This window comes from Pseudomonas sp. B21128 (assembly GCF_044218865.1).
Lineage (GTDB): Bacteria > Pseudomonadota > Gammaproteobacteria > Pseudomonadales > Pseudomonadaceae > Aquipseudomonas > Aquipseudomonas iridis.
The window spans coordinates 4,243,497-4,260,446 of the sequence record NZ_CP162590.1 but is presented as its reverse complement, the minus strand read 5'-3'; the positions used below and the strand labels follow the sequence as shown (position 1 = coordinate 4,260,446).

20 protein-coding genes and 1 pseudogene are annotated in these 16,950 nt (G+C 54.6%); 6 read left to right on the top strand and 15 right to left on the bottom strand.

Annotated elements, in window-relative coordinates; all coding sequences use genetic code 11:
- Window positions 1-47: 47 nt before the first annotated feature.
- Window positions 48-452 (bottom strand): helix-turn-helix domain-containing protein, encoded by a 405-nt coding sequence (locus AB4P91_RS19020; RefSeq protein ID WP_210705679.1) that lies wholly within the window; start codon window positions 450-452, stop codon window positions 48-50.
- Between the two features lie 48 nt (window positions 453-500).
- Here AB4P91_RS19020 and AB4P91_RS19015 point away from each other — a divergent pair, with 48 nt between their 5' ends.
- Together AB4P91_RS19015 and AB4P91_RS19010 are read left to right on the top strand one after the other, a co-directional pair.
- The gene (locus tag AB4P91_RS19015) at window positions 501-1,316 is read left to right on the top strand and encodes an SDR family NAD(P)-dependent oxidoreductase (RefSeq protein WP_395603405.1); all 816 of its coding nucleotides are present in this window, start codon (window positions 501-503) and stop codon (window positions 1,314-1,316) included.
- A gap of 133 nt (window positions 1,317-1,449) precedes the next feature.
- Window positions 1,450-1,917: a MarR family winged helix-turn-helix transcriptional regulator gene (locus AB4P91_RS19010; RefSeq protein ID WP_210705677.1), complete on the top strand. Its 468-nt coding sequence runs from the start codon at window positions 1,450-1,452 to the stop codon at window positions 1,915-1,917.
- Between the two features lie 2 nt (window positions 1,918-1,919).
- Here the strand turns inward: AB4P91_RS19010 and AB4P91_RS19005 are convergent, their stop codons facing one another.
- The 3 genes from AB4P91_RS19005 to AB4P91_RS18995 all read right to left on the bottom strand — a co-directional run bounded on the left by AB4P91_RS19005 (window position 1,920) and on the right by AB4P91_RS18995 (window position 4,629).
- A complete protein-coding gene (locus AB4P91_RS19005; protein ID WP_210705675.1) occupies window positions 1,920-2,933 on the bottom strand; it encodes a zinc-binding dehydrogenase in 1,014 nt (337 codons plus the stop codon).
- Window positions 2,934-2,937: 4 nt separating this feature from the next.
- Complete coding sequence (locus AB4P91_RS19000) at window positions 2,938-3,372, bottom strand: PaaI family thioesterase (protein ID WP_210705672.1); 435 nt, start codon at window positions 3,370-3,372, stop codon at window positions 2,938-2,940.
- A gap of 939 nt (window positions 3,373-4,311) precedes the next feature.
- On the bottom strand, window positions 4,312-4,629 hold the full coding sequence (locus AB4P91_RS18995) for a helix-turn-helix transcriptional regulator (protein ID WP_313005330.1): 318 nt from the start codon (window positions 4,627-4,629) through the stop codon (window positions 4,312-4,314).
- A gap of 91 nt (window positions 4,630-4,720) precedes the next feature.
- Here AB4P91_RS18995 and AB4P91_RS18990 point away from each other — a divergent pair, with 91 nt between their 5' ends.
- Entirely contained in the window at window positions 4,721-5,155 is a 435-nt protein-coding gene (locus AB4P91_RS18990) for a hypothetical protein (RefSeq protein ID WP_313005328.1), read from the top strand.
- A gap of 128 nt (window positions 5,156-5,283) precedes the next feature.
- On the opposite strand, the gene AB4P91_RS18985 is transcribed toward AB4P91_RS18990, so the two are convergent.
- Both AB4P91_RS18985 and AB4P91_RS18980 read right to left on the bottom strand, forming a co-directional pair.
- Window positions 5,284-5,478 carry a hypothetical protein gene (locus AB4P91_RS18985; RefSeq protein ID WP_313005326.1) on the bottom strand — a complete coding sequence of 65 codons (195 nt, stop codon included), beginning with the start codon at window positions 5,476-5,478 and terminating at the stop codon, window positions 5,284-5,286.
- 124 nt (window positions 5,479-5,602) lie between these two features.
- The gene (locus tag AB4P91_RS18980) at window positions 5,603-6,040 is read right to left on the bottom strand and encodes a hypothetical protein (RefSeq protein ID WP_395603404.1); all 438 of its coding nucleotides are present in this window, start codon (window positions 6,038-6,040) and stop codon (window positions 5,603-5,605) included.
- A 257-nt stretch (window positions 6,041-6,297) separates the two neighbouring features.
- Between AB4P91_RS18980 and AB4P91_RS18975 the strand changes: the two genes are divergently transcribed.
- Entirely contained in the window at window positions 6,298-6,507 is a 210-nt protein-coding gene (locus tag AB4P91_RS18975) for a hypothetical protein (RefSeq protein WP_313005322.1), read from the top strand.
- 171 nt (window positions 6,508-6,678) lie between these two features.
- Here the strand turns inward: AB4P91_RS18975 and AB4P91_RS18970 are convergent, their stop codons facing one another.
- Window positions 6,679-7,839, bottom strand: coding sequence for an ATP-binding protein (locus tag AB4P91_RS18970; RefSeq protein WP_313005321.1), 1,161 nt, complete (start codon window positions 7,837-7,839; stop codon window positions 6,679-6,681).
- Between the two features lie 281 nt (window positions 7,840-8,120).
- Here AB4P91_RS18970 and AB4P91_RS18965 point away from each other — a divergent pair, with 281 nt between their 5' ends.
- Complete coding sequence (locus tag AB4P91_RS18965; protein WP_313005318.1) at window positions 8,121-9,419, top strand: site-specific integrase; 1,299 nt, start codon at window positions 8,121-8,123, stop codon at window positions 9,417-9,419.
- Between the two features lie 66 nt (window positions 9,420-9,485).
- On the opposite strand, the gene AB4P91_RS18960 is transcribed toward AB4P91_RS18965, so the two are convergent.
- Complete coding sequence (locus AB4P91_RS18960; protein WP_395605012.1) at window positions 9,486-9,932, bottom strand: hypothetical protein; 447 nt, start codon at window positions 9,930-9,932, stop codon at window positions 9,486-9,488.
- 617 nt (window positions 9,933-10,549) lie between these two features.
- Window positions 10,550-10,756 (bottom strand): annotated as a pseudogene (locus AB4P91_RS18955) (DNA-binding protein); the annotation flags it as partial.
- A 270-nt stretch (window positions 10,757-11,026) separates the two neighbouring features.
- On the opposite strand from AB4P91_RS18955, the gene AB4P91_RS18950 reads away from it, so the two are divergent.
- Entirely contained in the window at window positions 11,027-12,022 is a 996-nt protein-coding gene (locus AB4P91_RS18950) for a site-specific integrase (RefSeq protein WP_313005296.1), read from the top strand.
- Here the strand turns inward: AB4P91_RS18950 and AB4P91_RS18945 are convergent.
- The 6 genes from AB4P91_RS18945 to AB4P91_RS18920 all read right to left on the bottom strand — a co-directional run bounded on the left by AB4P91_RS18945 (window position 12,006) and on the right by AB4P91_RS18920 (window position 16,936).
- A complete protein-coding gene (locus AB4P91_RS18945; protein ID WP_395604979.1) occupies window positions 12,006-12,188 on the bottom strand; it encodes a LysR family transcriptional regulator in 183 nt (60 codons plus the stop codon). The genes AB4P91_RS18950 and AB4P91_RS18945 overlap by 17 nt on opposite strands.
- A 40-nt stretch (window positions 12,189-12,228) precedes the next feature.
- Entirely contained in the window at window positions 12,229-13,437 is a 1,209-nt protein-coding gene (locus AB4P91_RS18940) for an MFS transporter (protein ID WP_313005294.1), read from the bottom strand.
- 6 nt (window positions 13,438-13,443) lie between these two features.
- Window positions 13,444-14,301 (bottom strand): cache domain-containing protein, encoded by an 858-nt coding sequence (locus AB4P91_RS18935; protein ID WP_313005292.1) that lies wholly within the window; start codon window positions 14,299-14,301, stop codon window positions 13,444-13,446.
- A 78-nt stretch (window positions 14,302-14,379) separates the two neighbouring features.
- Window positions 14,380-15,231, bottom strand: coding sequence for a pantoate--beta-alanine ligase (gene panC, locus AB4P91_RS18930; RefSeq protein ID WP_313005290.1), 852 nt, complete (start codon window positions 15,229-15,231; stop codon window positions 14,380-14,382).
- 4 nt (window positions 15,232-15,235) lie between these two features.
- A complete protein-coding gene (locus AB4P91_RS18925) occupies window positions 15,236-15,787 on the bottom strand; it encodes a glutathione peroxidase (protein ID WP_313005288.1) in 552 nt (183 codons plus the stop codon).
- A 24-nt stretch (window positions 15,788-15,811) separates the two neighbouring features.
- Complete coding sequence (locus AB4P91_RS18920) at window positions 15,812-16,936, bottom strand: acyl-CoA dehydrogenase family protein (protein ID WP_313005286.1); 1,125 nt, start codon at window positions 16,934-16,936, stop codon at window positions 15,812-15,814.
- Between the last annotated feature and the right edge of the window lie 14 nt (window positions 16,937-16,950).

Sequence of the window (16,950 nt, the reverse complement as noted above, 5' to 3'; positions counted from 1 at the left end):
AAACAGCTGTGTGGCCACTTCCGCCGATCCCGCCTAAGCCCGGATGTTCAAATCTCCTCTGACGAATCTTCCGCCTCGGGTGGATGGCTTGTCGAAAATCTGCGCGCTGCAATCAGAACAGGAAGAAGCTGGCGTCCCATTGGTGACATCTGATACTCGACACGCAGAGGCTTTTCACCGAAATCGATTCGCTCGATCAAGCCGTCTCTGGCCAGTTCGCGAAGATGGGCCGTCAGCATCTTCTGCGAGACGCCTGGCAGGTCGCGCTTCAATTGCAGTGTGCGAATCGATGGGTCCGCGTAGAGCCTGAACAGAATCGGTAGTTTCCATCGACTCTGGATCATTCTGATCACCCGAGCCACGTGCCAGGTCGATCCCTCAGGCCCAAGACAAATCTCACGTTGTTCCTGACTGATAGGCACATAAAAGTGCGTACTGGTTTCATCCATCATCTCTATTTACCTTGCGACGTTGACAATACGTGAAGAGGAGGTGGGTACATGGACTTGCAATTAGGTGGCAAGAAAGCGTTGGTCACCGGTAGCAGCAAAGGCATTGGCGAAGCGATCGCCAGAAAGCTCGCGCTTGAGAATGCAGTCGTCATCGTTCACGGTCGCGATAGAACTCAGGCAGAACGAGTAGCCAAGGACATTATTAAGCTGGGCGGCAGTGCCTTTGTGGTCGTGGGTGATCTGACGGAAGATGACCAAGTCCGGCAACTTGTCGACACCGCGGAAAAGCTCGCGGGTCCTATCGACATTGTGGTCAATAATGCCGGCGGCTCAGGGGGCACGAAAGACTCCTGGAGCCTCACACAGCCCGATACCTGGGCAGCTGCCTACGATCGAAATGTTCTCGCAGCCCTACGTGTTACCACGCGCCTACTGCCCAGCATGCAGGAAGCGCGATGGGGACGAGTCATCAACATCTCCAGTCTGGCTGCAACGATGCCGCCACCCACTGCGCCTGACTATTCCGCGGCCAAAGCCGCTTTGAACGCAATGACCGCTTCCATGGCGAAAGCTGTCGCCGCAGAGGGGATAACGGTCAACGCCATCTCTCCCGGCACGATACACAGTGCCACCCTTGATGCTCGGTTTCGTGAGGTCGCCGAGGAACGTGGCTTGGCGAGTAAAGACGCGCCATGGGAAGAAGTCGAGCGAGCGGTCCTGCCGATGTTTGCTCAGGTTCCTCTCGGCAGAGTCGGTCGTCTTGACGAGATCGCGGCCGCCGTCGCGTTTCTGGCAAGCCCGGTTGCCGGGTACATAACCGGGGTCAATTTACGTATTGACGGTGGTCTTTCTCCGGTTATCTAACACCTGCATCGTAAACGCTCCTTTTTTCCCCCATTCCAATCTTGTGCAAATGGCACGCATGGGACCGGCGTCGCAGTTGCCCTGAGTATCCACTACGGTTTAGGCTGCGCCGGAGCTCAGGGAATCCGTGCACATGGTCATTGAAAAAAAGATAAACATAGCATCGGTCAGCATGCAGTCGCTGCATCCACTCGATCATGCGCTTGAGTTACTGCATTTCGGATTTCGCGGGCTGACCATCAAGGCCGATCAGTTTCTGGCGACGCGCGACCTGTCTCGCGTGCATCACCGTGTTCTCTACATCATCGCCCGGGCAGATGAGATCAACGTCGGTGATCTGGCGATGACATTAGGCATCAGCAAGCAAGCGTTACATCGACCTCTCAAGCACTTGATCGACCAGGATCTGGTGTGTTTCAGCCGCTCCCCGGAACGCCATCGTTTCAAGCAGCTGGCGCTCACGGAAGGGGGTAGGGCGGTGGAACAGACCGCCACTGAATTGGAGAGACAGACTCTGGATCAAGCCTTTCGCACTGTAGGGGTCGAAGGGCAAGAGGCCTGGACGTCCGTCATGACGACACTGGCAGACAATCTGAACTGAAATCAGGTAATGCGCTCTCGCACCATGATGCACTTGGCGAGTGGGTCAAGTAATGCTTCGGTTGCCTCATCGGGCGAGACCACGGTGGGGCTTACCATCAATGGATCGCAGCGCCCGCTACTGACGAGGTCAAACACCTTGGGAATGTGTGGGCGTACATTGCAGAGCCCCACCGAAAGCGTGACGTCGCGCAAGTACATGCCGAAAAGGGGGATCTTCGGATCGTCGAAGATGATTCCTATGCACGAGCAATGTCCGCCCGGCGCCAGTGCCAGCAGCCCACGGTGCAGCGACTCATGATCACGGGTGGCGGACACGACAACGTCGTAACGCTCGTCAAGTACCGTCGGCAGTTCGACGTTGGCACCGCTACGCAGAGCGAGATCCCGACGATATTCGTTGTCGTCCAGATAATCGACGCTGCCCGCTCCAGCGGCGACGGCCATCTGTACAGCGAGCACGCCGAGGCTTTCGGTGCCACCCACCACAAGAACTCGGGCGTCCGGCCGGGTGCTGATTGGGCGACTGGTGGCGACCCAGGCATCTGTCAGGTTGTCACTGGCGCTTGCCACCGCCAGCGGGTTGAGCCCTGCGGGCAAAGGGACAAGCATCGCGTCGGCAAATGGCACGTCGACCACTTCCGAAAAAAGTCCGCCCCAATGGCCGCCTGCCGGCACACCGTAGGCAGCGTGGCGCGGTACTGTGGTGCATGCGGTGGCACGCCCGGCAAGGCACTGCGGGCACGTCCCACACGCGATCTTCCACGGCACGGAAACGAGATCGCCGCGGCGGACGGTCAGCACGGCCTCACCCACTTTCAACACCTCGGCGACACATTCGTGGCCTAAAGCAAAGGGCGGTTTGAAGGGGGTACTACCGGCAATCAGTCGACGGTCCAGGTCACAGGAAGCGGAAGCTATAGGGCGGACCAGCGCGCTGTGGGCGCTGGAAAGCTTCGGTGACGGAGCCTCGATCCAGGCCAATCGGCCCGCACTTTGAACATTCAGTACTTTCATCGGATCAGCCCTCAGTTACGACAAACGTGGTGGTGGCCTTGGCGAAAAGCTTGCCTGCATCATCGACCACTTGAGCATCGCAAATCGCCAGGCTCCGTGTACGCTCAACGACCCATCCTTCGACACAGTAGATCTGGCCGGCGCGTAGCGGCCGCACGTATTTGACGTTGAGGTCGATCGTTGAATGGGGAGTGGACGTTTCCAGCGTTGAGAATAACGCCAGCGCCGCAGCGCCATCGAGGCACGTTGCGGCAAAACCGCCATGCACGCCACCTGCCGGGTTCAGATGACGATCGTCAGGTCGAGCCTCCAGCGTAATTCTTCCAGGGCTGACCATGACGGCGGTCAGGCCCATCGTCTGGCCGATAGAAGAGGCGGGGATTTCCCCGCGAATCAGCGCACGCAGCGCTTGAAGCCCAGAGATCTCGTGTTCGGTCATAAATTCAGATTTTTACTTCTCTGAAATTTCGATCTTCACTTCCGGGTACCGGCAGCTTGTCGTCGATGAAGCATTTCCAACATGATATATGATTTAACATAATATACATTATGCGAAGCGTCCTATACGGACGTGAGGGGCTCTGGTGATCATGTCGAGATTACTTAAAAATGGAAAAGGCATTTGAAACTGAAAAACTTTTAAAGATCATTGCCTTATCGATCGCTACGCGCTAGGGATTCAGAGCATTTTGGAAATTTAACGTGAAAAGTTATTTAAATGCGAAACGACAAAGTCGTGCTTCGCTCCTCAAAAATCAGCCCTGAGCCGATACTTCTAAGCTTAGCTTCTCTGCTAGGTGTTTCCACCTCGGCAGTTTTCAGAAGTCATCATGGGAAAAATGTGAAGTTGTCGTGTAAATCAAGCATGGCATTTTTCACGTCACAACCCCGTCTTCAAGCACGTCACGCTATGAAATCTACAGCGTTCAACATGGAGTTGGTGCGTAGATTTCAGGCGGCTCCAATCGCTGGCTGATTTACATGCAGGTGCGCAAGGTGTGCCAGTACATACCTTGCGCTTGGCGCGCTGATCTCCGATTCCTCGAGTTTCAGGCATTAGGTGTCGAGCCTCGAGCCAATCCTATGTAAGCAGGAAGGCCTGGTGAATGGCATTGTTCATCATGACGAACCCAAAACTTTACGTAATTCTCATGCAGAACTGCGGCTGTTCGAGAGGAACACTTGCTGTGCCCATCCTCTGCTACAGATTTGTACTTCAAATTCGGCGCAAGCAGGCGAAACGATCATCGACTTCCTTTTTTGTACCGCAACTTCGCGAAAGCAGCGGTCACACTAATGTATGCCGCTAACTCATTGATAATTCGACTAAACGGCTATTTAGTTGAGTTAATTCCAAGCGTTCTACGAACATAAAGAATCAGATGTTACTCCTGCCCTCCTTCTCCATTGTCGATGACATTCCAATGAGTTGTAGCTCATCCTCCACGTGGGATAAAAATCTCCTGATATCCCCAGTGTTTTCTTTCCGCATATAGCATGCCGCCACTAAGCTGACCGGATGGATGCCGAGAGCGCTGCAAAGCTCCTCGAGCTTATCAAGCGTAGGACTGGTGCCACCTCGCTCGAGCAAGCTGACATTGGTTCGGCTACTGACAAGCGCAAAATCCTCCTGCGTAAGGCCTTTCTGAAGGCGAACCTGCCTCAGCGATGCCCCAAATGCTTTTCTCAGTTCCATTTTGCGACCTCACAAAAGGAACGATAAAGCTTCATTGCACAATATATGACTACAACATATATTGTGCATTTGCGACGCGGAGAGGCTTGTCATGAACCAAGAGCATGGGCAATCAATGATCTTTTCCGGCCTATTTAACAACGATTTTCTTGCTCGCCCTTACGTTCGACAGACGGTAATGTGTCCATGGTTTTATCTGCAAGCCGAGGTACGTGAAGGGAAGGAATTCGTGGGTGAGATGCTCATGGTCTCTTCATTTGATTCACTTAAAGATATCCTGGAGCAGCAGCATGATTCCTTTCGGGTCCAGTCAATCCAGTATGTGACCCCTGGTTTTGTCAACAAAACTGGTCAGTGGTGCATGGAGACGGTTCTTGAGGCGAGCGAAGCTATCGATGAAGGTGGCCAAAGAATACCGATTTTGACAGTTGCAGGCCGGTCGTATTCGCAGTTGGAAATCAGCACAGAGATAGATTTAACTAATGTTAAGGTATTGTTCACCCACAAGACGGATAGGCATGACTGATTTTCTGTTTGCAGTCTCTGCCTCAGTCGGGGGGCTTGCCTAGCCCTTTCAGCTCAGAAGCACTCTGATGCGGTTTACGACTCAAAATCTTGTACGCAGCGATGCCTGATTCTTCAAATCGTCGGTAATCAGTCACGCGGCGATGGATCGCCCAAATCCTTGGTGCGCGTCAAGGGCATGCCAGCGAAGGCGGTACCTTCTACCTTGCTAAAAGCATCAATAGCATCGACGTTAAAATAACTACGATACTTGGACGACTTTTGCAGACGCTCAAGTTTGGCTCGGGCATTAGCTGCGATATTGCTATCGACTTTAGCGCTCATTCTTTGCTCCTTTTTGCTGTAAAGCACCGATGCGTAGTACAAAACCTGACGGAGATCTTGTTCGCGGATTCGATATGCGACTCGAGGATTTAGGTCGGCATTACCTTCGAGCACTCAAAGACCGTCACTTTTTTCGACGACGTGATTCTCGTTCAGTGAAATCAAAACTCAATCGTGCGAGTGGGCCACACGGTTCTTGATCCGGATGACAATGGAGCAAACGTTCCCGTAATTTGTGATCCAGTTTATTGAGTTTATTGAGTGATTGGAGGGCCTCGCCGTCATTAACCTCCGCATCTGGCTCGCTGCCCCCGTCTTCCGGCACCAATGATTCCGGGCTAGTCAAATAAAGAGCGAGCAATTTATGGTGAGGATAGCGGTTCTCAAATTGCCCTAGCAATCCCTTGAAAATGCTTTCACCCGTAGGTGTACCAGCAACTCGGCGAATCACATAGTCAGCGATAGCCAGGCGCACCTCGATCTCGTTTGAATCGAGTGGAAGATCCTCATACCCATCTTCAAATTGGCTATAGGGGCGATATCCAACGGGCTTATCGGTCATCGTTCAGACCTCCTGCATGGGTTGACGTTGATAGGAAATGACCGTACACGAAACTCCGGTATTACGATTGAAGTGATCGCGTTTGCGAGATTTCGGCGCTATCTTCAAAGTACGTCAACTCCAAAACAAATGAAACCACCGGAATCTTGTGTACGGTGAGCGAAGTCCAGGAGAGAACGCACTGCGCTCTCTTTCAAGCTGGAGCCCTCTGACATCCCATCAGCTCAGGCTGTAGTCATACGCGAGTGAGGCACCAAATGAGTAATCGCAACAAGCGTTCAGGAGAAGCTAGCTTTGACGAGATATTGATGATCAAGCGTCGAGCCAGGGGCAGGCTTGTCGATGCGGTGTACGCAGCAGATGGTGAAAGCCTTGAGCTCGCAGCGGAACATATCAAAGCGGTTCTACGTGGCAACTCACCAATTCCACGGCCACAACGATTTAGCTGTCTCGATTACGAGAAGTAAAACGCCACGCTAGCTCTACAAACTAAATAGCCGCAAAATGGTGACTAATAGACTGAACTCCAGCGCCTGAACACTATTGAAGGATTAGTTTGCGAAGGCCAACCGTGTTGTGACCATACAAGGGTGCACTCACCTACCATGCTTTAACGCAGGAACCACTATTGATGAGGTTCAAGCCAGTCTCTCCAACAGACCGTCGTCGCGTAGCATGTCAACTACTATCTGTTCTTCGATCGTATAGACACCACGTGAAGTTTTCCAGACCAGCTTTTTTTCCTGTAGTGCCATGAGCGCTAGCTGCACATCCTCTACTTCAATTATCGGCTCGCTTGGTGCTACGCCAGTGCTCTCTATCGCTTTGGCATACAGCTCCATCGTCGAGGATTCGTAGGGTGCGAAACTCTCACCCTTCGCACCCATCACACGTATGACGGCAGACTGGATCGGTGTGAGGCTATGAATCACCATCTTAAGGTTCGCATTGAGCGCTTCCACTTGCGCTCGGACAAGCTCAGCAAAACGCACCAGGATAGCTTTAGGATCGACGGTGGGATCCAAACGGATACCGTCTGCGGCAGCGCTGATAATTTCGGGGCGATAACCACTCTCTTGAAACAACTGGAATACGTCTGAAGGGTCGAGATTATTTGGAAGGTCAAGCCACTTGCAATACCAGTCAACGAACTCTTTATCCAGCAGTGGGAGCTGCACCATTGGGGCTCCAAAAAACGCCTCATCGCTGCTATTGCGAAGCATGGCAAGCTTGTTTTGGTTTGATCCGATGCAAACGATGCGAAGACCATAATGTTTGGAGCTGTTAAGTTCGTCTCTCGCCGCCTTTAGCGCAAAGAGCGCTGCGACGCCTTCGTCTGTCGTGATCGCCTGTTGGGTTTCGTCGATTATCAGAACAATGAGTTTTTTCACCTCATCGGACAGCGCTTCAAATGCCTTGGTCAGGCCGATTTCTTTCCCGAGCCCAATTTTGTTCACGTTGAAATTCACGCGACCGACACTTACTGATTCCAGCCCGGGAGCTATCGCCAATCGGTTCATGAGTTTCTCGTCACGTCCGATAGCTTCTCGGACAGCCTCGACTATGACAGCTCCCGGCTCTGTTGTCGGGTCCTTCCAAAGATCGACATACAACACAATGGCTCCCGCCTCTTCCAAGGCAGGCCTCAAATCTTCGCGGGCGAAAGTGGACTTCCCGGTTCGACGTGGCGCTGTCAGGAAGACACCCGACGCAGCAGCACTGCCCACTGCCACCTGCGTTATCAGCTTTGTGAGCCGTGCAGCCAGCGTCCGGCGGCGGTAAAAAAATTTCTGGGACATTGCTGGCCTTTGATGAGATCTAAAGGGAATCGAAGAGTGTGAAGCCGAATTTGAGCGGGGCTTTGTATCGCGCCCAGCCACTGTTGAAGGTAGCTGTTCTGTCAGCGTTCAAAAACCATTATAGGTCTGGACCCGGTGTTGATAGTCCTACGTCAACTGACCCTACCTCTAAGGTTCGATACAAATGTAATATCCGATAACGCGCAGACTCGGTTATTGCAGGGCTGCCGAACGCTGCCTATCATCGAGGCACGTTGTTCCGTCTCTTATTTGGTGCTTACATGGCTACAACTCCAATTCCTTTATTTGAAGCGTACAACCGTTTTCGAAACCTGAATTTTAGTCGTGTGATTGATGAACTGCCTCTTGTCTCTCAGTACCTGTTCTCCTTTCCGTCAGAGTTGAAGGCTCAGGATGGTTACCTGGCGGTACGCGGATTTCTAAAATCCTACTCAAACAATGAAGCCACGTTCAATTCCTACCGCACCCACGTTGAACGTCTGCTGCTGTGGTCTCTTCTGATCGCCAAGAAGCCGCTTCTCGAACTCAAACGCCATGATTGTGAGAGCTTCCTGGAGTTTTGCTTACAGCCTCGTCCTGAGTGGATTGGTCCTGTCGTCAAATCGAGATTTACCCGGGTGGGAGGTCGTAAGGCTGCTGAAACTGACACCTACATCATCAACGACAAATGGCGGCCCTTTAACGTCAAAATCGATAAGCAAATTCGCAAGGTCGCTGCGGAGAACTGTAAAGATGTAGATGAAACAGCCTACAAAATGTCTGCTGGCTCGATGGGTCAAATGTTTGCTGTTTGTGGCAGTTTTTTTCAGTACACAATCGACGAAGGCCTGACCGCTGACGCCAATCCTATTAGGTCCGTCAAACAAAAATCCAACTTTAAGCAGCGCAACACGGTGATCGGCTCTGGTAAGGCGCTGACTCCGCTCCAGTGGAATTATGTAATCGAGACCGCAGAAGTCATGGCTGCAGAGGATCCTAGGCACGAGCGTACGCTATTCATTGTGGCCACCCTCTTCTCTCTCTACCTCCGAATCTCTGATCTCGTCGGTCGGGACAACTGGAAGCCTACAATGGGTTCGTTCGAGTACGACGGTGAAAACTGGTGGTTCAACGTTGTCGGTAAGGGCAACAAGGCCGCGAAAATTAGCGTGCGAGACGAATACATTGAAGCCTACTTGAAGCGTTATCGGACCACCCTCTCCCTTCCCCCCTTGCCGTCTTACAAGGAGAGTACTCCATTAGTCACAACGGTCAGAGGTCGAGCTGGCCTGTCAGATCGTTACATTCGTGCCCTCATTCAGATGGTGTTCGATAAATCACTTCAGCGCATGAAGGACGAGGGTCAAACTGACTTAGAGATGGACAAGCTTCGGTCGGCATCCCTACATTGGTTGCGTCACACGGCGGCTACATTTGACGCGCCATTTCGTGATATCAAAGATCTCCAAGCTGACTTACGCCACGAGAGTATGTCGACAACTCAGAACACCTATTACAACTCGCTGGATCAGAATCGTGCCAAGTCAGTTAAGGGGCTCGGGATCAAGGACAGAGGTTAGGATTTCGCTAAAACCAGCAAACTAGGCTCGGCTCGGCTCGACGAGGTCGATCGGGACACCACGGGTTCAAGGGCTCCAATACGGCAGTTTTGAAACCCCCGCTTTCTCTGCAACGATCGCTACGCTCTGCTGTGCACGGGTCACCGCAACGTAAAAAGCAGCTGCTGGCCCTGGTTCCAACGAAACTTTCTTCTGGAGAAAATTGAGTATCGGAGCGGTAGGAACGATCAGAACGCGCTCATAGGTAGCGCCCTTTGAGACCTTGAAATTCAGAAATTCCAGGTCGTAATCCTTGCCCGAGCTCGCCGTATTACGCAGGCATTGCGGATGAAATTGGGCGATGTAACTATCGACGTGCTTTTTCTGTACGAGAAACACCCCGTCGTGTTCGGTCCTAGTTTCATTCAGTGACTCTGTCGTGGGGAACAACCAGCTGGCGTCAAAAATGGTGTCGGAGAATGCGGCGACTCCTGGATGACAGCGCCACGTGGTTACCCTTTCAGTAATTTCCAAGAGGCCTTTTTTCTCACGCTCCCTGAACCAATGAATGGCCTCGGTATATGCGTACTTTCGGTTCTTCGAACCACGTGGGTTTGTGGCCAATACTGATTGGCGAATATCGCCGACCATTCGGACGTCGATCGATGAGTGAAGCAGGACGTCGAGGATTTCCCAGTCGTAACTGCTGAGGTCTTGCACCTCATCAACGAGGATCTCGTCATAGATGCACTCCAGCCGGTGAGTCGAGTCAGTTCGTCCTGCTTGATCATCAACGTTTGCTGGAGTTGGCGCAGCTCAACCTGAACTTGCTGCACCTGCCCTTCGTGCCGTTGCTGTTCCTGGTCTCGCTGTTCCTTGACCGCATTGCGGTAATGCTCCAATGCATCTCGAGAGTGGAGGTGCTTTTCTTCGAGAGAGCGGATCTGCTCATCCTTTTCCTGCACACGAATTTCTAAGTCACTGCAATTTTGGCTCAGGCGGGCATTGCGAGTGAGTTCGTCTTGCAGGCTTGTCTGACAAATCTGCAACTCATCCGCTTGAAGCGCTAACGCTTCTTTCTGACTATCCACTTCACGCTGCAATGAGGTGAGATCGGCACTCAAGCCGTCGAGCTTTTGTTCCAGCGCGCTCCGCTGCTCGTCGAAACGCGCCTGGGCGTACGCGAGAGCTTCGCCTCCTTCCTCCGTCATTCGCTCTAAAAGGCCGGCAACAAGCTCGGTCAATTCATCACTCAGCCGCTCTCTAGAGGCCCGAGGCCGAGGGTCAAAATCTTCTATTTCCTTCAAATAACGGTGAATAGTCGTCTTTGAGCCGGTTTTTCCAAGTTCAATGCGCACGGCGTCGATGCTCGGGTTCTCTCCCCGAGCAAGCAGCGATTCCCGGGCTTGTTGGACAATCGGCCTTGTTAATTCCGCCGCGTGCCATTTGCCTCTCCTACGATTTCGTACTGTTTTACATACCACGTATATACATAGCACTTTACTGCTATAAAAAAGAACAATATAAGAGTGATTCTTTGATAAAATAATCGAGCGTTATCGCATCAAAGAGGCGTTTTTCGCTTTTTTCAATATGCGAAAAAGTACGTTTGGCACGGAAGGGTCGAGATGAACAAGGCGGATCGTTACCTGCAGGCCGGCACGCGGGAGAACACTCGGCGCAGCTACCGTGCGGCGGTGGAACACTTCGAAGTGACCTGGGGCGGATTTCTGCCGGCGACGGGCGATGGCATCGTGCGCTACCTGGCCGAGTTCGCCGACCAGCACGCCATCAGTACTCTCAAACAACGCCTAGCCGCCCTCGCCCAGTGGCACATCACCCAAGGCTTTCCCGATCCGACCAAAACACCGGCGGTGCGGCAGATGATCAAGGGTATCCGTGCCTTGCATCCCGCCCAGGAAAAACAAGCCGCTCCCCTGCTCCTGCAGGATCTGGAGCAAGCCGTACGATGGCTGGAGCGCGACGCGGAGCAAGCGGCCGCCCGCCAGGACCTTTCCGCCCTGCTGCGCAGCCGGCGAGACCTGGCCTTGGTGTTGATCGGATTCTGGCGCGGCTTTCGCGGGGATGAGCTATCGCGCTTGCAGGTTGAGCACACCCAAGCGCAGGCCGGCGTGGGCATTACCTTTTACCTTCCGCACAGTAAGGGGGATCGCCAGCACCTCGGCACGACGTTCCGCACACCCGCCCTGAAAAAGCTCTGCCCTGCTCAGGCCTACATCAACTGGATTACGGTCGCCGGCCTCGCACGGGGACCGGTCTTCAGAAAGCTCAATCGTTGGGGGCATCTGGCGGAGGACGGCTTGAATGCCAACAGCCTGATTCCGCTGCTGAGACGAATTTTTAATCGCGCGGGTGTGTCTGCCGATCTGTACACCAGCCACTCGCTGCGTCGCGGTTTCGCCACCTGGGCAGCGGCGAATGGGTGGGATATCAAAGCGCTGATGACGTACGTCGGCTGGAAGGACATGAAGTCCGCTATGCGCTACATCGACACGGCAGATTCCTTTGGAGAATTGGCGATAGGGAAGTCGCTTACATCATTGGATATGCCACTGGCCGGAGCGCAAGCGTTGACTGCGGCTGAAATTACCAAGCCGAGCTGAAGGTTCTCATGAATCGCCGCGCGCTTTTTGCTGAGCATCGAAACTGTTTTCCGCCACACTGGGTTTCGAGTTGTGCCAGCTGGCGGCTGATCGTAGAGTTGGTGATTTCGAGCGCCAGTGACGCACGCGTCAGGCTGCCTAGCTCCGACAACTTGATGAAGACCATCAGAGCCTTTGTGTCCATCCCGGGCCACTCCTGTTTCGAGTCAATGATGTATGGGTTCACTCCGCCAACATAACCCGATCACCAGAAAAAAACCGCCTGCCGACATCACAGCGGCACAGAAAAATATGGCGGCGTAGCCAAAACCTGAAGCAATGAGCCCCATGACCGGGCCCGCGACCCCTACTGCAACATCAAAGAACAACGACAGGGCACTGAGCGCCGAATTGCGGTTTGCCGGTGGCGTGCGTGCTAATGTCTCCACCCCGAGGCCCGGGTAGACCCATGACACCCCTGCCCCGGTCAGCACACCGCCGGCAATCGCCAACGCGGGAGACGCTGCGAGCCAGATCAGCAGCATGCCCAACGTTTGCACGAGCAGGCAGCCAGACACCACTTTATAGCCTCTGAATCGCTGCAGGATCCCCGGTGATGACAAGCGCGCAAGGATAAAACCAAAGCCAAAACCACTCAGGCACCAGGCCGCGTAGTCCCAACCCAAGCTGTCGAAATACAGCGCTACAAACGCGGTCAGCCCGCCAAATCCTACTGAGCTGCAGATCAGCACCAGACCATTGGGCATGACAGTGAACAGCACTCGATGGAAGGCCATGCGGGCACCTGCAATCAAGGGCGCCGGGCGTTTGCCGAATGCCACCAGCAGGAACGTCAAGCCCAGCAATACGGTGCACAGCCCCACACTCACGATTCCCAGCGAATAGCTGAGCAGCACACCCAGTGGCGCGCCCACCGCGGTGCCGCCGTAAGCCGCTATACCATTCCACGACATGACTTGTGCGGCCCGGGGCGTACCACATAACCCTATCGCCCACGTGCAACAAGGCGTTGAGATCATCGCCGTGGAGGCTCCCAACACCAGTCTCCCCAGCATCAACAGGGACAGGATCAACCACCAGGGCTGATCAGGCAGAAAGAGCGCGAGCGCAGTCAGCGCGCCGCTCAACACCAACCCGCTGAGCCCGCACACCACCGCGTATTTAGCACCTGACCGGTCCGCCACGCCACCGGCCAGCGGGCGCGCCAGAAGTGTTGCCAGGTACTGTGAACTGATCACGATACCTGCAAACACTGAGCTCAACCCCAGGTCATTGAGGACGAATCCCGGTAACACCGCAAGCGGCAGGCCACTGCAGACGTAGGATATGAAGTTGAAGACGATGATGGACAGGATCAGCCCGCTAGCGGGGATTGCCTTATCGCTGTCACGGCTTAGCGCATTGGCTTCGCTCATCATGGGTCACTTGATTGCATAACTGCCCACTGCAACGATGTAGCCGTTCACTCGCTGCACGAACGTTCGCTTGTACTCATTTTGCCCGGTCATAGGGTTGCGCCATTGGTAGGTGATCTCCCCGGTATCATGCGCGCTCATCAGCTTGAGTATTTCTTCGCCAATCGGCTTGCCGTCGGTTGAACGCAAAGACTTGAAGTCGGTGCCGATCAAGCGTGGGGTAAACCCGTGAGCGACAAACCGCTGGGTTTTGCGGTCCACCACAAAGGCATACAGATCGTCCTGAGTCAGCGTCTTGTCGTGCTTGTTGATGAGTACCAAGGTGGCTTTTGCATCGTTGGCAACTTGCCCGGAAATCTGGCGCATCAATGCTTGCGCTTGTTCCGGGCTGGACCGTGGCATGTAGTAACCCACAGAGATCACACGGTCCTTGATACGTTGGTAGAACACGCGTTTGCGTTCGACCTTGCCGTGTTGCCAGTTCCACCAGCGATATTCAGCGCTGTGCACAACACCGTCGTCGGGCCGCGAGATGGCTTGCTGGAAGGCGACCTTGAGGTCGTCGTCGAGCACGCTGACCACCGGTTTGCCGACCAGTGAAACTGAAGGCCCGCCGCTGGCGAGCATGACACCCGAGGTATCGACCACGTAGATGTACAACTCGCCATCGACATAGGCACCCTGCCGGCTGAACTCTGCCAAGGCGCTGTCGCCCCTGGCTTTATAAGCTGCGACCGCTTTTGCCAGCAAGGCATTGGCACGCCGGGTGTCCGCCTCGTAAGCATCCGGGGGGGCCGGTTGAGCGGCGGCGACAAGGGCGACAAGGCACAGGCCTAGCATCGCGAAAGTTCGATAAAGGCTCATTATTGTTATTCCTCTGCTGATCTTTCTGATGTCACATGGCCTGGGCAGGCGGGTCTGGCAGCTGTCATGTTTGATGAGTCACCGTAAGTTCACGGTCAGATTATCGATAAGGCGGGTGGTACCAATGCGCGCCGCCACCAGAAGTACCAGCTGTGCAGCGCCCTCCCTCGCCGGACTCAAATCCTGCGCATTGCGAATTTCGAAGTAGTCCAGATCCACGCCGGCATCGATCAGGCTTAGCCGACACGCCTGAAGCAGCGACTCGTCCACCTGATGCAGTTCGCGAATTGACGCCGCCATTTGCTTCAAACTCTCGTAAAGAACGGGGGCGATTCTGCGTTGCTGTTCACTGAGGTAGCCGTTGCGCGACGACAACGCCAGGCCATCCGCAGCCCGGATGGTCGGCGCACCGACAATCTCGGTGAGCATGTTGAGGTCCCTGACCATCGAGCGAATCACGGCCAGTTGCTGATAATCCTTCTCGCCGAAAACTGCGACGTCGGGCTGCACAATGTTCAGCAACTTGGCGACGACCGTCGCCATGCCATCGAAGTGACCGGGACGTGCCGCACCGCAAAGCCCTTCTGAGACCCGCGGCACACTGATGATGGCCTGGTTGCGCATTCCATCCGGATAGATCTGTTCCACCGCAGGAGCGAACAGCACATCACAGCCGGCGTTGACCAGTTTCTCGCGGTCGGCATCGGGTGTGCGCGGGTAATTGGCCAGATCTTCATTGGCGCCGAATTGCAGCGGATTGACGAAGATACTCGCCACCACGCAATCAGCCCGCTGCCTTGCGCAGTGAATCAGCGCGATATGGCCGTCATGCAAGTTGCCCATGGTCGGCACCAGGGCGACTTTCTTCTGCTCACCCCGGGCACGGACAACCAGCGCACGAAGCGCGCTGATCGTTTCGACTGTCTGCACCGCTTCAGGCCTCTCGGGCTAATTGAGCGTCGATTGCTTCAAGCAGACGAGGATCATCAGCCGCAACGTCCGGCGCGAAACGAGCAACTACGTTGCCCTGACGGTCAATCAGGAATTTTTCGAAATTCCACAGCACTTCCGTGGTGTCTTGCGACTCGACGCCATAACCCTTGAGCCGTTCGCGGAACGGGCCTTCACCGGTAGACTCGGGTTGCGCAGCGGTCAACTCGGTGTACAGCGGATGCTTGTCCGCGCCGGTTACCGAGATTTTCGTGAACAACGGAAAGTGAACGTCGTAGTTGACGGAGCAGAACTCAGCGATCTGCGCGTCAGTACCGGGCTCCTGCTCCTTGAAATTGTTGGCCGGGAAACCGAGCACCTCCAACCCCAGAGTTTTTTTGCTCTGGTAGAGTTTTTCCAAGCCTTCGTATTGCGGGGTCAGGCCGCATTTTGAAGCAACGTTGACCACCAGCAGGACTTTGCCGCGATAGTCGCCAAGGCTGCTGGCACTGCCATCAATCTGCGTCAGCGCAATGTCGTAAAGGGAGTTACTCATCTGTTTGCCTCGTGCAAGTGTGCTTCAAAGGGTTCGGCCGATAATTTCTTTCATGATTTCCGAAGTGCCGCCGTAAATGCGCGCAACGCGGGCATCGACCCAGGCACGGCTGATCTTGTATTCGCTCATGAAGCCGTAGCCGCCATGCAGTTGCAGAAACTCGTCGAGCAACTTGCCCTGCATTTCCGAACCCAGCAGTTTGGCCATTGCCGCAATTTCAGGGGTCAGCTCGCCGCGCATGACCTTGGCCAGGCAGTCGTCGATGAAGACCCGCAACATGGTGGCCTGAGCCTTGGCTTCGGCCAGTTTGAAACGAGTGTTCTGGAAATCCAGCACCGGTTTGCCGAACACCTTGCGTTCGCGGGTGTACTCAATGGTTTCTTCGAGCAGGGTATCAATCGACTGTGCGGCGCGGATGGCAATGATCAAGCGTTCCCAGGCCAGTTGATGGGTCAGGTATTTGAAACCCATCCCCTCCTCCCCCAGTCGGTTGCTGACCGGTACCCGAACCTCATCGAAAAACAGTTCCGCGGTGTCCTGCCCTTTCAGGCCGATCTTTTCCAGCAGACGTCCTTTCGCGAACCCTGCTCGGCCCTCTTCCACGCAGATCAGGGTCAGTTCCTTGGCGGCCGGGTCCATCTTGGTCGCCGTGACCACCAGGCCTGCGTTACCGCCGTTGGTAATAAAGGTTTTCTGGCCGTTGACGATGTAGTCATCACCGTCGCGCCGGGCCGAGGTGCGCATGGCTCGCAGGTCGCTGCCGATGCCCGGCTCACTCATGGCGATCACGCCAATCAATTCACCGCTGACCATGCGTGGCAGCCATTGCTGCTTCTGCTCTTCGGAGCCATAGGCAACGATGTAGGGAGTGACGATTTCAGAGTGCGTGGTAAAACCCACGGCGGTGGCGTTGGCGCGCGCCAGTTCTTCGATCATCACCGCCGAGTGACCAAAGTCGCCGCCCGGGCCGCCGTATTCTTCGGGCACCGTGGAGCAAAGCAGGCCATTCTCGCCGGCCTTGAGCCAGACTTCCTTGGGCACAATGCCGTTTTTTTCCCACTCATGCAGATAGGGCACGATTTCGCGGTCGACGAAACGCCGGGCCTGATCACGGAACATGTTGTGGTCTTCTCGAAATACGCCACGCATTTTGCTTTACTCCC